Source organism: Vibrio sp. TRT 17S01 (assembly GCF_050113695.1).
Taxonomy (GTDB): Bacteria; Pseudomonadota; Gammaproteobacteria; order Enterobacterales; family Vibrionaceae; genus Vibrio.
Window position 1 is genome coordinate 1 of record NZ_JBNJOG010000012.1, and the last position, 14,418, is coordinate 14,418.

The window sequence follows — 14,418 nt, forward strand, 5'->3', positions numbered from 1 at the left end:
GCCAAAGTCATCAGCCTCTGCACTACCCGTTTGGCTTGCAAGATTGACCGTGACATCCGTATCTGCCGCTTGTGACAGGCTCACAGTAAAGACTGCGTCATCGCCTTCGCTCACAGAAACGGTTTCCGTGATGCTAATGCTTGGACGGTCATCATTACCGCCGTTCTCACCACCATCAGTGATGGTCGCCATGCCCGTATCACTACCCACCGTGCCGTCGCCCGCTGTTGCGGTAACCGTAAAGTCTTCGTTACCTTCGAATACGGTGTCATCCGTGGTTGGGATAGTGACTGTTAGGTTCGTTTGACCCGCTGGAATGGTGTAGCTGCCATCTGTATTTGGATTCACCACCGTGCCATCAGCGGTAGTCACCACCATGGTGCCAAAGTCGTCGCTGCTTGCTGAGCCAGTCTGGCTTGCCAGGTTGACCGTCACATCGGTATCCGCCGCTTGTGACAAACTCACGGTAAAGACCGCATCATCGCCTTCGCTGACAGATACCGTCTCTGTGATTGAGACAGTTGGGCGATCATCATTACCGCCGTTCTCACCACCATCAGTGATGGTCGCGTCAGCATCAGTATTTTCCGAATTAACAAGTCCATCGACAGCATCAACCGTTAAGATAAAGGACTCATCCCCTTCATATGTATCATCTTGTACGGTTTCTACATTTACATTGAGGTTGGTTACCCCAGCGGGTACAACGACTGTCCCATCGGGTGCTACGGTTAATTGAATACCAGTATCTGTCGTAACAATGATATTGCCAATATCGTCTGACTCAGCAGTTGTTGGCGTAATATCAAGCTTTAAAGTTGTGTCTTGGTTTGATGGTTTATCAAATTCAATCGTGAAGACGGCATCATCGCCTTCACTCACATTGCCACCACCAGTGACAGAAATTTCAGGTATCGGATTTACAACAACGATAACTTCTATTTCGTCGCTGCCTCCTTCACCGTCTGTAACGACAACCGTAAATGAGTCATTGCCATCAAAATCTTCATCTGGTGTATAAGTCCAACTGCCGTCAGGGTTCACTGTCACCTGACCATTAGAGGGAGGCGTAGCCGTGCTAAATGTTAATTCATCATCATTGACATCGGTTGCGATCAATTGACCACTGATAGAAGTATCTTCGTCGGTCGAAACAGTGATGCTTTCCCCTAGCGGAGAGTCATTAATATCAACAAACTCTGGGGGTAATTGCGCTAGACGAAACTGGTCAAGTAAAGTCAGGCTTTGTGTTTCTGATAGGCCTAATGATGCGAAACCTTCGGTAACAAAATTGGTCGATGCAATAGTTTCACTTCCATCACGACTTACTGTCCCTGACAAGGTTAAGCTCGAACCGCTTTGTCCACCTGCAGCTGGAGCTAGCTCTCCATCTAGTAATGTGGAGTCTTGGCCCCGTTCTAATGCCGCGAGTATCACATTCACATCATCAGTAATATTTTGAGGTTCATTAGCATTATCAACACGAGCTACTGACAACACTGATGCTTCTTCAGTTTCTCCATTAGGATATAGAATCACCTCTCCAGGTAAAAGGGAGTCTCCTTCTCTAAAGACTCGTATTTCACCTGTAGCATTTATTATTACTACGTTTATATTCGCCAGGCTTCCCGACAAAACCAAAGTATCAAGTTTCATAACAACCTCTAGATGACCTTATTAACTTCAACTAATTTGATAATAAAGTTTTGGAATAAAACATTTATCCTATTTATAAATTAACACCCTTAACATGACACTCAAAGGTATTTTTTGCATACAGTTAACACTTCCGTGCAATCAATATGATAAAAATACATATTTGAAATACATAACCAACCTTACATTAAAGCTTCCAAAATGAGAACAAATCCCAATAAAATCAACAATAAAGAAAGAAAACTTTCTTAATTCCCTTACATAATAAAGAAGCAAATATAGAAAAAATAAGCATTAATAAAAAACGAAAAGACAAAATAATGTTGATATTTTTAACAATTATTCTCAAATTCAAGAAAATGGGAAATTTATCAACATTTCTAGTTCCCTACCATCAAGACACAAACAAAAGAACCACTCACACAAAATTACAACACTACAATACTCCTCTGAGCGCTATCAATTAGCTGCTTCAAAACACTTAACAATTCTCTCACTGTGGAAAAACAAGACTGACTACGTTGTGTGATCTACTTCGAATGGGTATATAACGCGCACGGACTCAAAACTTTCGATAGGGTTTGACTCATAAGCTTGCTTGATTTGAGACAAACCAAATGTTTAAAAACACTCGCTATAAAAAAGTTCACCTCTACTCATAGTAATTAGCATGACGTACTCAAAACCCATAAAGACAAAACCAAAGCACCACTCTTGAAACCATAAAAAGCTTTTAACTAGTCAAAATTGCATTAAATCAAAAGACCTAACAACGAATGAGATTCCGTAAACCAACAACGCTTGAATAATGTTATTTGAAGCAATTTAATGAACAGATATCACATTCAATTAACACAACGTGAAGTAGTGAACAGTTATTAAACTGGATGAACATCACAAAGTTTAATGATTGATAATCACCGTTAAACAGTAATAAAACCATGAAAATAAATTGGCAAAAGCCAGTTTTAAAAGCGTTACGGATTCAGGAATCATTAAAATCAATAAGACAAACCGTGATTTAAAATAGAATTTATTGATGAAGTTAATGAAAATTCTCAGTAATGAGATGGAATAGGAGGTAGTATTTTCTGTCTTGGAGAATCTCGAGGAGAGACAAAGTGAATTTGAAAAAGCAGATAACGTTAAGCTGCTTAGTTGCTCTTTGCCTGCCGGCATATAGCCAAACTTTAGAACAAGCAGTCGCTTATACAATTAATAGTAACCCTGAGATACGTGCCTCATACAATGAGTTTATAAGTAAAAGGTACGACGCTGATGCGTCAACTGGGGCGTACTTACCTAAGGTTGATTTGGATGCAGGCATTGGTTATGAAGCAATAGATCCAGTTAACGGTTCAGATACTGAACTAACCCGAAAAGAAGCTACCTTGTCACTAACCCAATTGATTTGGGATGGTTCTGCCACATTAAACGATATGGATAGAACCGCCGCAGACGCCGAATCCGTTCGTTACCAACTATTAGCAGATGCTCAAGACATTGCACTTCAAGTTACTAAAATCTATCTCGATGCAACAAAAGCATACGAAGTACTGTCCTTATCGGAGAGTAATCTTGCTGTTCACAAAGAGATATTTAAAGACATTAAAAGACGTGTAGACTCAGGTTTAGGTTCAACCGCTGACCTTTCTCAAGTTGAAGCTCGATTAGCCAAAGCACACGGAAACCTCCTTGCGGCTCAAAATAACCTTTTCGACGTCCATACCCAATTTAAACGTATTGTAGGACAAGCGCCTCAAGGGCTCATTTTCCCTCGAGCTGATCAAAATGCGATTCCATACAGTGTTGACGACGCGCTTACACTAGCCTTTGAACGCCACCCTGTGATCAAAATATCTCACGCAGACGTTGATTCTGCTCGCTTTCAGTATGATCAAAGTAAAGGGGTAAACTACCCTACACTTTCAATTGAAGCCGCTCAAACATGGCGTGATGATGCCACAGGTATTGAAGGTCGCAGTGACGAGTTAACAGCAATGCTACGCATGCGTTATAACTTGTACAATGGTGGATCAGATGCAGATCGTAGTAAGAGTGCTGCATACCAACTTAATAAAGCAAAGGACTTTCGCGACAGAACATTCCGTAGTGTAGAAGAAGGCCTACGTTTATCTTGGAGCGCGTTAGATTTAACTCACCAACAGAAAGAGTTTTTAGCTGACCATGTAGACTCGGCATCTGAGACCGTTATTGCCTATGAAAAGCAATACAAGTTAGGCAAACGAACTCTCCTTGATTTACTCAACACTGAAAATGAGTTGTTCGAAGCTCGCAAAGGCTACCTTGATGCAAAATACGATGAGCAATATGCGAAATATCGTGTTATGAATGCAACTGGTGGTCTGTTAGATGCGTTGCTTGTGGATACCCCTGAAAATTGGTCAAAGCCGGTGGAGTACTAATTAAATGAATAAGAAACTTTTCACTTTTACAACATTAGTATCTTTGCTGTCTGCTCCAGTATTTGCAGATAAATTCGATGATGAATACGAGTATATTGAAACACCAACCTCCAACCAAATAGCGGATCTCCAAGATGATGATCGAGATGGTGTGATTAACGCTCGCGATCTTTGTCCTGAAACGCCATTAAAAGCAGAGATTGATAATGATGGTTGTGGCACCTATATAAAAACCGAAGAAGAAGTCAAACTGCATATTCTATTTGCCAATGACTCTTCAGAAATCCAACCAGTCTTTCTTGGTCAAATCAGAGAAATGGTGGATTTCTTAAAAGAATACCCTTCAACCTCTATTGAAATTCAAGGCTTTGCTAGCAAAGTAGGTACCGCGGAGTACAACCTTGCTCTTTCTAAGCGCCGCGCAAATGCTGTTAAGGCTACGCTCATCGGTAATGGCATCAGTAGCTCTAGAGTTCGAATTGTGGGCTTTGGTGATACCAAGTTATCAGAGCAAGGAGATGACGAAGTCAGCCATGCTATGAACCGCAAGGTTACTGCAACTGTCGTTGGCCACAAAGGCAGCGTAAAAGAAGAATGGACTATCTTTACGAAGAAAGCGAAATAACCGTTATTTAAGAGAAAATAAAGGGGGCATTGCCCCCTTTATTTGTTTCCAGAGAGAAACACTAAGTGTTACTCTATGCCTGATTTAACTTTAGAGACAGAAAACATGAGCAAATTAACTGCTGATTTACAAGCAAACCTAGCATTGTTTGTTGAAGAGACAAAGCAAAACCAATTAGTCTGGGGTTTAAGAAATGAAGAGGGTTGGTTATCTTGCGACTCTACTGAGTTTGAAAATAGCGAAGTTATGCCTTTTTGGTCTTCTAAAGAAGATGCAGAAACACACAATATAGAAGAGTGGGCAGATTTTAACGTACTGGAGATCCCACTGGACATTTTTGTTGAAGACTGGCTTCTAACATTGGATGAAGATGGCGTCTTAGTTGGTACAAACTGGAATGCTCAGCTTGAAGGGAAAGAAGTGGAACCTTCAGATCTTGCAAAAATGTACCTAGACTAATTCATTAACAAGCGCCCTTCTTTAAGGGCGCTTTAGTATTCGCGAAGTAGCTCACATTCAGTACAGCGTACACAATATTCTCTTATTGCTTCCATGCTCTCTCCTTTACAATACATCGCAATATCAGTAAGCACTTCAAATTTATATGTTTCTCCGTTTTACTACTTTATTGGTTTTTAACCTTATCACTATTGGTTTTACCCCGTACATCAGTGCTAGTGGACGAACTCACTGGGAAGAAACTTATGCTGCTGCCTTACGTATTGATGAGCACAACGCTCTCTCACTGCTACAAAGCCATTACGCATCCTTAGCACCAGGCTATGAAAAACTCTACATCAGCTCAAAAATCCATAGCTTTATGTTGGTGAGAGGACAACCTTATTACGGCAATAAGCTAGTTTATGACGAATCATATACCACGCTGGAGCAAAGCTTCATCGAAGCACTGAATAACGAAGAGCAACTGAATATTAGTGAAGCCAAACAAGCGCTCACTGCCTTGTTGCAATCAGCCAGTGACATAGATGGCAAGATTTTATTTGAATACCACTTGTGCCGACTGCTTAATCGACAAGGAAAATCTAAACAAGCTCAGTTTTACTGTAATAATCTGAATCAACACTTAACTCTGGTCAACGACCCTATCGTGCCACGACATTTGGCATTGCGAGTATACGCCAATAACCAAGAGTATATTGGCAACTACCAGCAGGCTATTGAAACGTATCAAACTATTATTAAAAACCTGCCATCTTATGAAGATCCATCAGGTATATACAACGATGCAGGTTTACTGTTAAAGACACTTGGTCGAATAGAGCTTGCTAAAGAATATCTCGCTCATGCGCTAACGCTACGCAGAGCCATCGGTACTCCATTACCTATGGCTCAGTCCCACCACAGCCTTGGTGATATCATGCTCTCGGATGGTCAATATGAGCTGGCTATTTACCACTTCGAACAAGCTAAGGCTATTGTTGAAACGCATAACCACCCTATAGGCCTCACCTATGTATTGTTAGGACTTGGAAAGGCATACATCGCAAATCAACAGTTCAGTCAAGGCGTTGAATACCTGCTAGATGCGCTAGAAAATGCACTAATACAAGACAATGCAGAAGTTAAAGTAGATATCTACATGGCCTTAGCACGCTCATACCAAGCACGTGCTGAGCTAACTACTGCAAGTTCTTATGCGAATCAAGCATACAAAATCGCTCAATCTAATCACATAGAACGGCTGGAAGCACAGACACTGGAATTGCTCTCTAATATTTCGGAACAAAAAGGCGATCATGTACAAGCGCTCAAATATTATAAAGATTTTGCTAAGTCAGAGCTGCTCCGTCGAGACAATCACCATAACCTTGCTTTTCTAGCATTAGAATCAGAACGCACACAATTTACTGAAAACCTTGAAATAAGCCGTTTAGAAGCGCAGAACATCATTCTGGATAATAAATTAGGCAATGCAGACAAGCTAAACAAGTTTTATTTGTTCTTGTTTATTGTCTCATTACTCTGTATCGCAGCTTTGGTGGCGATCCGACGAAGAGAGAATGCACATTTCAAATTGGATGCATTAACACACTCATACAACCGCACAGCGGCAATCAGGCATATAAAGAAACAACAGAAAGTGTCTGACGCAAACCAAACACATCTCTTAGTTTTGTTTGATCTGGATGATTTCAAAAACATTAATGACTTATATGGTCACTCTACTGGAGATAAAGCCCTACAAGTAATATCTGAATCGATCAACACTGAATTGAGCTCACTAGATATGCTTGGCCGCTTCGGTGGTGAAGAGTTTATTGTATTGATACCGGGAATCGATGAAATCGAGGTAGTAGAACGGGTGGAACGTTTGCACCATATCATTGCAAACACATGCTTTACATCAGAGACTGGCAAGTCACTCAATGTCACGGCTAGCTTGTCTTACTTAACAACACCAAGAGCATTGAGTAACTTCGACGTACTCTATTCCATTCTTGATCAAGCACTATGCCAAGCGAAAAAGAATGGGAAAAACACAATTATCGATGCAGATAACAACCCTATTAGTCATTCTGCTTCTGTTTTCTAGTTAGGCTATCCATCAAAGCTTCACGATTATCCAGATAATCTTGAAGACCGTTCGAACGAAGGTCGCACGCAGGGCAATCACCACACCCATCTCCGATGATGCCGTTGTAGCAGGTTAATGTTTCCTCTCTAACCAACTGCAACGCATCATTCTGATCGGCTAAAGCCCAAGTTTCAGCTTTGTTTAACCACATCAATGGTGTTTTAATCGTTAGTTCCCTATCCATCCCTTTAACTAAAGCAGAATTCATCGCTTTAACAAAGTCATCACGACAATCTGGGTATCCTGAAAAGTCAGTTTCACACACACCTGTAATCACAGAGTCGGCACCGATTTGATAGGCGTAAATACCTGCTAAAGTAAGGAATAAAATATTGCGCCCTGGAACAAATGAATTTGGAAGACCATTCTCTTGAAGCTCATGAGATACCGGAATGTCATCTCTCGTCAATGAACTGATAGCAAGCTCGTTTAACAGACCCACATCCATTACTTTGTGTGCCTTTACACCAAGTTTCGTCGCTAACTTTTGTGCAACTTCGATTTCCAACTTATGGCGCTGTCCATAATCAAAAGTAATCGCGTGTACTTCATCATACTGTTTTAAGGCCTGAACCAAGCATGTGGTCGAGTCCTGACCACCGCTGAAAACTACTACCGCCGTTGACATTTTTCTTTCTCCTAAGCGATGCTCAAATACTTGTGAGTTTGGATGGACAAACGCCAGTTTCGCTTTATGCATGTATCAATACACAACTGCGTTGCACGAGGCTTTTGGCTAATAGGTTGTAAAGCGATCGTCGTCTTTTCAGAAACATTAGCACGCTGTATAAGCGCGTCTAACTGCTCGATGTCTTTATCTGTTGCTACTGGGTGTTTTATTTCATTTGCTCGTTGAAGCGCAATATCCAAAACAGGCAACTTACCTTTCATTGCCACCTTAGGTGACACTGTCACCCACGTTGAATCTGTTGCCTGAATTTCATAGGTACCACTGGTTTCGATTTGACAATAGCAACCTATCGCTTCGAATGCGGACGTTAGAGCACGCAAATCGTATATGCAAGGCTCTCCACCTGTAATAACAATGTGATTAGCATTAAAACCGAATTGACGATATTGTTCGACGATATCTTCAGCGCTCATACGACACCATGTAGGTGTATCAGTCGTCTTAGTGAGAACTTCTTCAACGGAACGTTCGTCTTGAGGAGTCGCATCCCATGTTTGCTTGGTGTCACACCATGCGCAGCCCACAGGGCATTCTTGTAAACGGACGAACACAGCCGGCACGCCAGTAAACACCCCTTCTCCCTGAATGGTCTCGAACATTTCATTAATTTTGTACAACGTTGCCCAACCCAAGCTATCTTCAAAATTTGCAGGAACGAGACCTTAAATGACTCCAACTAGAACGTCAAATTTATTGATAGTAAAAACACTGTTCTTCTCGTCAGCTTAGTTAATTACAACGCAGTAACATCTCCCCAAAACAATGAGAACACCGTTCCAATAAATCTATAATAACTACAAACAGATATGGTTACGACAAATGACTTTTGTCGTAAAAACATGTATTTACGTGCAAGATCATAAACATTTAGTACTAATTTCATAGATAATACTTTGGCACCATTGCAATAAATAAAGGTATTAACTAAATGCTTAAAAACATGCCAATCAAATGGAAAATATCGTCACCAATTCTTCTCATCATTTTCCTTTTTTCAGCAAGTTCAATGTTCAATGTATTTCAAACAAACATACAGCGTGAACTAACCCATCAACTGCATCAGGAGATCCAGCCTATCATCTTTAATATTGAAGATGCATACAGGGATTTGTATCAAGCTACGTCTGCGATTCAAGGTCTGGTATTGGCGAGTTCACCAGAAGAGCGCGAACACCACCTTTTTGAATATAAAGACAATGCTTATAAAGCCATTCCACGTATGGAATCTGTAAATTCTCTAATTCAAACTGGCTTACTCAGTAGTCGCTCCCAAGCAGAAGTCGATAAGCTAGTATCACTTGCTAAAACTTGGCTAAATAGCTACGAAACTTTTATCTCTTTACCTAATAGCAATCAGGCGGATTACTACCACGCAAACAAACAGGTATTTGAAGACCAGTTTGGTGCCGTTCGTAAGCAGCTCAACGTCGTCAAGGACATCATTGAAGATAGACAGAGCAAGATGCTTAAAGACATAAACAATGCTTCTGAACGAGCAGAGTTAGCGCTTGAAGGCGGTACAATTTCAGTCGTCGCACTTGCTATTTTTACTGCTTGGTTCCTTGTTAATATCATCGTTAAGCCTATTAAGGATATTGAATCTGCGATGAGTGAAATCGCTTCAGGTGATGGCGACCTAACCCAACGGATCCCAGTAACTTCTCAAGACGAAATTGGCCATTTAGCAAAAGCATTCAACCAATTCGTTCAAAAGATCCAAATGACGATCGAAAGTGTTGTTCTTACCACTCAAACAGTTCGTCAACAAATGGAACAAATGAAAGAGATTTCGGGATCAATCTCTTCTTTTACTGAGCAGCAACAACAAGAGAGTGAGCTCGTTGCAGCAGCAGTGCATGAAATGCAGGTAACCAGCCAAACCGTCAGCAGTAATGCCAATGACGCAGCAGTTGCTAGCCAAAGTGCAAATCATGAAGTTCGAATGACAAGCGAAGTCGTCAACTCGACCGTCTCTTCCATCAGTGCTCTCGCTCAAGACATTGATAATGCGAGTCAAGTAATCCATACGCTGGATCAAGATGTAAACAATATCGCATCTATTCTTGATGTAATCCGCGGTATTGCAGAACAAACCAACCTGCTTGCTTTGAATGCAGCAATTGAAGCAGCCCGTGCTGGTGAGCAGGGCCGCGGTTTTGCCGTGGTTGCTGACGAAGTTCGCTCTTTAGCCAGCCGTACACAGGAAAGTACGGGTGAAATTCAAAATATGATTGAGAAGTTACAACAAGGAGCTCAACAAGCTGTACGTGTAATGGAAGCAAGTAAAGTCAGTGGCGAGCAAACCATCGAACAATCTGGCAGTGCGATGACTTCTCTCAATGAAATCCTTAATGCTATTAGCTTAATGAACGATATGAACTCACAAATAGCAACAGCTGCAACCCAACAAACCAGTGTTAGTGAAGACGTTAATACCAACGTCCAACGCATTGCTGATAACAGCAGCGACATGGTTAATATGGTCAGCCAGAGTGAAAACGTACTTATCGATTTAGCGAAGCAGTGCGAAACACTTGAACATCAAGTATCACAATTTAAAGTCGCTTAAAAAGCCGATAAAAAAACGCCTCTAGATGAGGCGTTTTTTTTAAGCTCGCTGAGACTTCCTAACAATAACTGCAAACGTTAATAATAGTAGTGGGTACCTTAATGCTTCTGCAATCAATGAGTATAAACCACTGTAGCTCACGTACCCCGCACTATATTTGATTAGCTCATTAACGAGTAACAGTACGAGGATAATAAACGTCACATGCCTTGCAGAATGCACGGTGCCGAAATGAGGTACTGCGAACAATAACCCGGCGATCGTAGCCAAAATAGCTAACCAAAGGGTAAATACGGGAATACTCCAAACGGTTACCATGACTGCTGCTGCCACAGTTAACGCAATCCAAATACCTTTAGATGCAAGCAATTTTGAAGCTTCGACCTCTTTTTTACCATCTAACCTAATGACATGCCACGCAACTAAAATACCTAACAATGCACCGACCAACATATCAATTCCAAATGCGCTAGCGCTATAAAACTTAGCACTACACATCCACGCCATCATGATTAAAAAGCCTGTTACGTATCGATTGAATTGAAGCCTTCCCCAGATATTCAATATCAAAAAGCCGCCACAGAACCAAGCTGCAACAGGTAGGCTCGGAAAACTATACCCATAGCTACTGATTAAATCCACGGATGGAAGGTAAACATGAGGCCGAGGAAGATGAAAGCCTTGCTGAGCGACTAACACCAATAATGAAGTCACACTAATTGAGAAAAGCAGAGTATAGAAAAACTCTCTACCAAACCGCCAATACACCAAAGGCAACACGATAAGCAACATCTTAGGCGCAGAAAGAAATTCACCCGCTAATAGAAAGCTACTTAGAACATTCCCTACCTCATTGGGTAAGTTTGACATAAAGTGCTGGAGTTCAATCATCCAACCCAGCTCAACTTGATTGAATGAAGGCGCGGCTTCAACAAGGTTGTTCACAAATGTGACGGATTGGTCTTCCGCTTTTTCAAATAATGACGTAACCGTACTCCACTCTCGTGGGTAGCGGTATAAATCGGCGCTTAGTAAGTCTGGCTCAACCAACATTGCTGACGCAGACTCAACCCCATAATGAGGCGCAAACCAAATAGGTAACTCATAGCCGTCGTAAACATTGTTATATTGATACGCCACCACGTCTGAATCCGATATGCAATCATAAACTATCGCATTTCTGGTATAACCAAGTGGTTCTTTCACTGTTACAACGAGACCCGTCTCCTCCCATGTTTCTCGCTGCGCAGTGAGTTCTGGTTCCTCACCTGTAATGATGGTGCCACCAGGCAGGGATAACTTGCCTGTTAAGATCTCGTTGACCATAACGAGCTTATCATTTGCCTTAACAAGACATAATGCACCTTTAAGTTCGGGGGTATTTGTTGTGTTGGCTATCGCCGGCATTGCACTGCTGATAATGATTGCAGTAACTAGAAAATTAAAAGCTCTAAAAAATAAACTCATTGATACAACTTACTAAATACTTAAATTGGTTTTCTTAACCAATGGATGTGGTGAGCAAAGCCACCTTCCATATAAAAATTCAATGCTCTTTCGTTGAAGTTCCATACCTCAACAAACAATTGAGTTACACCATACTCAGCAAATCTTCGCTCTATCTTCTGGCATAATTCTTTCGCAATACTCTGCTTTCGATACGAAGGTAGAATATACAACTCATCAATACTGCCCATTTGGACAGGTTTACTTACTGTAGAGACCAGTTCACAAAAATGCCCGGTAACAAATCCAACAATGATGCTCTCCACTTCTGCTACAAAGACAACACAGTCGGGACCGTCGATATACCGAGCAATACTCTTCTCCTGTTCGATCTCTTCAGCCGTCTTAAAATGTTCCGGTTCAAATTGATGGTGTTCATCATGAAGCAAGTACATCAACTCATTTAACTGCTCTAAATCTGATGTATTCGCCGCTCTCACTTGGACATTTGGCATATCTATCTTCGTATTACGAATAAAGTTTTCGCTATATTAACAATTGCTATAAAAAAAAGCCCCTTATACTGGGGCTTTTTTGTGTCTAAAGATATAAGAATTCATCGATTTAAATGGCTGTCTCAAATCCAAAGCGCACTTATTTCTTCATTAAAGCTGTAACCACGCGTCTTGCCAATTGGTACCAACTCCCGGCTCATAAGCACTGGGGGTCGAACCACACCACAAGCTATAAGGCCATGGTTTACACTGATAAGTGCTTCCATTATTAGTGACAACATCTCCTTCGGAGTAGCTAGTCCCGGCTTGATAAGCTGTACCATCTGTAGGCGGCGGTGTTGGTGGTTCAGTAGGTGGTGGCGTGGTCGTCGAACTGCAGTCAGATGGACTCACCGCTTGCCAAACACCCCATGGCCCGGATTCTGAAGGATTATCCCCTTGAGTCCACCACTGAGCCTGCCAAGTTTGACCATTCCAGCTAACTTGTTCACCTGTCTGATAAACCTGTGAAGGTAGCCACTCATTCTGGCAACTGCCCGTTGGAGGCAGGTCACTATTTGCGGTAGCTGAAACGTTTGCACGGTAAGTGGTGGTCGTTTTATCAATACCAAAGTTCATTTGTACGTTTGCAGTACCCACTGCACTTGCTCCAAACTCAACTGTAACACCACATTGTGCCCCCGAAGATAGTGTCGTCATGGAACAGCGATCTTGTGCAATCATTGGATTCAACGCAACACCTGATCCTACTAATGAAATATTATCTACCGTAAAATTCGCAGTTCCATTGTTTTTAACCGTAAAGACATGTTGCTTAAGCTCGCCAACTTTAAATGACGTTAAAGTTTGGTTGGCGGTATAACCAACTGAAACGGTCTCTGATGGAGGGTTAGAACCCGTTACTTGATTCACAAAACTACGTAAGGCAGCAATGTCACTGTATACCCCATATTTACCCGGTCGAGCACAACCAATTCCCCAACTGACAATACCGAGTTGAGTGATAACGCCAGAACGGTTGATGACTATCGGACCACCACTGTCACCTTGGCATGAGTCAATTCCGCCTTCAGGGACGCCAGCACAGAATGACACCGCACCTACGTTGTTATAACTACCTCCTGCTTGACGGCAAGTTGCATCAGAGATAAGTGGTACATTGACCTCTTGAAGAACACTCGGAGAGCTTCCACCTTCACTTGTCCTGCCTAAGCCAGCCACAGTCAACCAATCACCCACCATTGCATATTGACTAAGGCTTCCATCTGCAATTTCAACAGGTACAACACCTTGCGGGATCGACGCAAGTTTTAATAAAGCGATATCATTGTCGAGGTTAATGCTGTTGTACGATGGATGAACATGTATTTCACTCACATTCTCACGGACTCCATCCGTTCCATTGTAAATTACGCCACCAATTTTAACGGCTATCTGGCTAGGGGCATCTCCATCTACACAGTGCGCCGCTGTCAAAACATATCCGTTACCGATATAACTAGCACCACAATAGGAACGGTTGCTGCTGCGGCTCACAATCTGGGTGTAAAATTTCCAATCTTGTGCTGCAGCTGGTCCCCCTCCTACAATCCTTGGTTCCACTTCTGTGTATTCGATTTGTGTAATGTCTTCTGCGAAAGCCATGCCTGATGTGACAGAAACAGACAACAGAGAAATAGTCCATTTTGATTTCAATTTATTATCCTCTTTTTTAATAGGTGACCTTTGCGGTCAACTTTTAATCAAGCAGATAACCTGTCTTTTCCAAGCAAAGATTATGAAAATAAACTCATAATGTGAACGCACAAACAAACACACAAGATATTCAGACAACAAATACAAACAGATCTTATATTGCCATCACAGATTTACCAATAAAATCAATAACTAACTT

At 41.7% G+C, this 14,418-nt stretch carries 11 protein-coding genes; 5 read left to right on the forward strand and 6 right to left on the reverse strand.

The genetic code is table 11. From position 1 onward, the window contains the following. Positions 1 to 1,656 (reverse strand): Ig-like domain-containing protein (locus ACQEXS_RS16800; RefSeq protein ID WP_427014590.1); only part of this gene is annotated, 1,656 nt, incomplete at its 3' end. 1,121 nt (positions 1,657 to 2,777) lie between these two features. On the opposite strand from ACQEXS_RS16800, the gene ACQEXS_RS16805 reads away from it, so the two are divergent. The 4 genes from ACQEXS_RS16805 (at position 2,778) to ACQEXS_RS16820 (ending at position 7,261) form a co-directional block, all read left to right on the forward strand. Further along, entirely contained in the window at positions 2,778 to 4,082 is a 1,305-nt protein-coding gene (locus tag ACQEXS_RS16805) for a TolC family outer membrane protein (RefSeq protein ID WP_427014591.1), read from the forward strand. A gap of 4 nt (positions 4,083 to 4,086) precedes the next feature. Further along, positions 4,087 to 4,707 carry an OmpA family protein gene (locus ACQEXS_RS16810; RefSeq protein WP_427014592.1) on the forward strand — a complete coding sequence of 207 codons (621 nt, stop codon included), beginning with the start codon at positions 4,087 to 4,089 and terminating at the stop codon, positions 4,705 to 4,707. Between the two features lie 105 nt (positions 4,708 to 4,812). Beyond that, entirely contained in the window at positions 4,813 to 5,166 is a 354-nt protein-coding gene (locus tag ACQEXS_RS16815; RefSeq protein ID WP_427014593.1) for a DUF2750 domain-containing protein, read from the forward strand. A gap of 145 nt (positions 5,167 to 5,311) precedes the next feature. Beyond that, positions 5,312 to 7,261: a diguanylate cyclase gene (locus ACQEXS_RS16820; protein ID WP_427014594.1), complete on the forward strand. Its 1,950-nt coding sequence runs from the start codon at positions 5,312 to 5,314 to the stop codon at positions 7,259 to 7,261. Here ACQEXS_RS16820 and queC read toward each other — a convergent pair. Beyond that, entirely contained in the window at positions 7,236 to 7,931 is a 696-nt protein-coding gene (gene queC, locus ACQEXS_RS16825) for a 7-cyano-7-deazaguanine synthase QueC (protein ID WP_427014595.1), read from the reverse strand. The two genes, ACQEXS_RS16820 and queC, sit on opposite strands and share 26 nt — an antisense overlap. 11 nt (positions 7,932 to 7,942) lie before the next feature. Next, on the reverse strand, positions 7,943 to 8,593 hold the full coding sequence (gene queE, locus ACQEXS_RS16830) for a 7-carboxy-7-deazaguanine synthase QueE (protein ID WP_427014596.1): 651 nt from the start codon (positions 8,591 to 8,593) through the stop codon (positions 7,943 to 7,945). A gap of 329 nt (positions 8,594 to 8,922) precedes the next feature. Between queE and ACQEXS_RS16835 the strand changes: the two genes are divergently transcribed. Further along, positions 8,923 to 10,563, forward strand: coding sequence for a methyl-accepting chemotaxis protein (locus ACQEXS_RS16835; RefSeq protein ID WP_427014597.1), 1,641 nt, complete (start codon positions 8,923 to 8,925; stop codon positions 10,561 to 10,563). 39 nt (positions 10,564 to 10,602) lie between these two features. Here ACQEXS_RS16835 and ACQEXS_RS16840 read toward each other — a convergent pair whose 3' ends face one another. The 3 genes from ACQEXS_RS16840 to ACQEXS_RS16850 form a co-directional block, all read right to left on the reverse strand. Further along, positions 10,603 to 12,030, reverse strand: coding sequence for a bifunctional NUDIX hydrolase/phosphatase PAP2 family protein (locus tag ACQEXS_RS16840; RefSeq protein WP_427014598.1), 1,428 nt, complete (start codon positions 12,028 to 12,030; stop codon positions 10,603 to 10,605). A 20-nt stretch (positions 12,031 to 12,050) separates the two neighbouring features. Further along, on the reverse strand, positions 12,051 to 12,524 hold the full coding sequence (locus ACQEXS_RS16845) for an N-acetyltransferase family protein (RefSeq protein WP_427014599.1): 474 nt from the start codon (positions 12,522 to 12,524) through the stop codon (positions 12,051 to 12,053). 150 nt (positions 12,525 to 12,674) lie between these two features. Continuing rightward, entirely contained in the window at positions 12,675 to 14,168 is a 1,494-nt protein-coding gene (locus ACQEXS_RS16850; protein ID WP_427014668.1) for a trypsin-like serine protease, read from the reverse strand. Positions 14,169 to 14,418 lie beyond the last annotated feature (250 nt).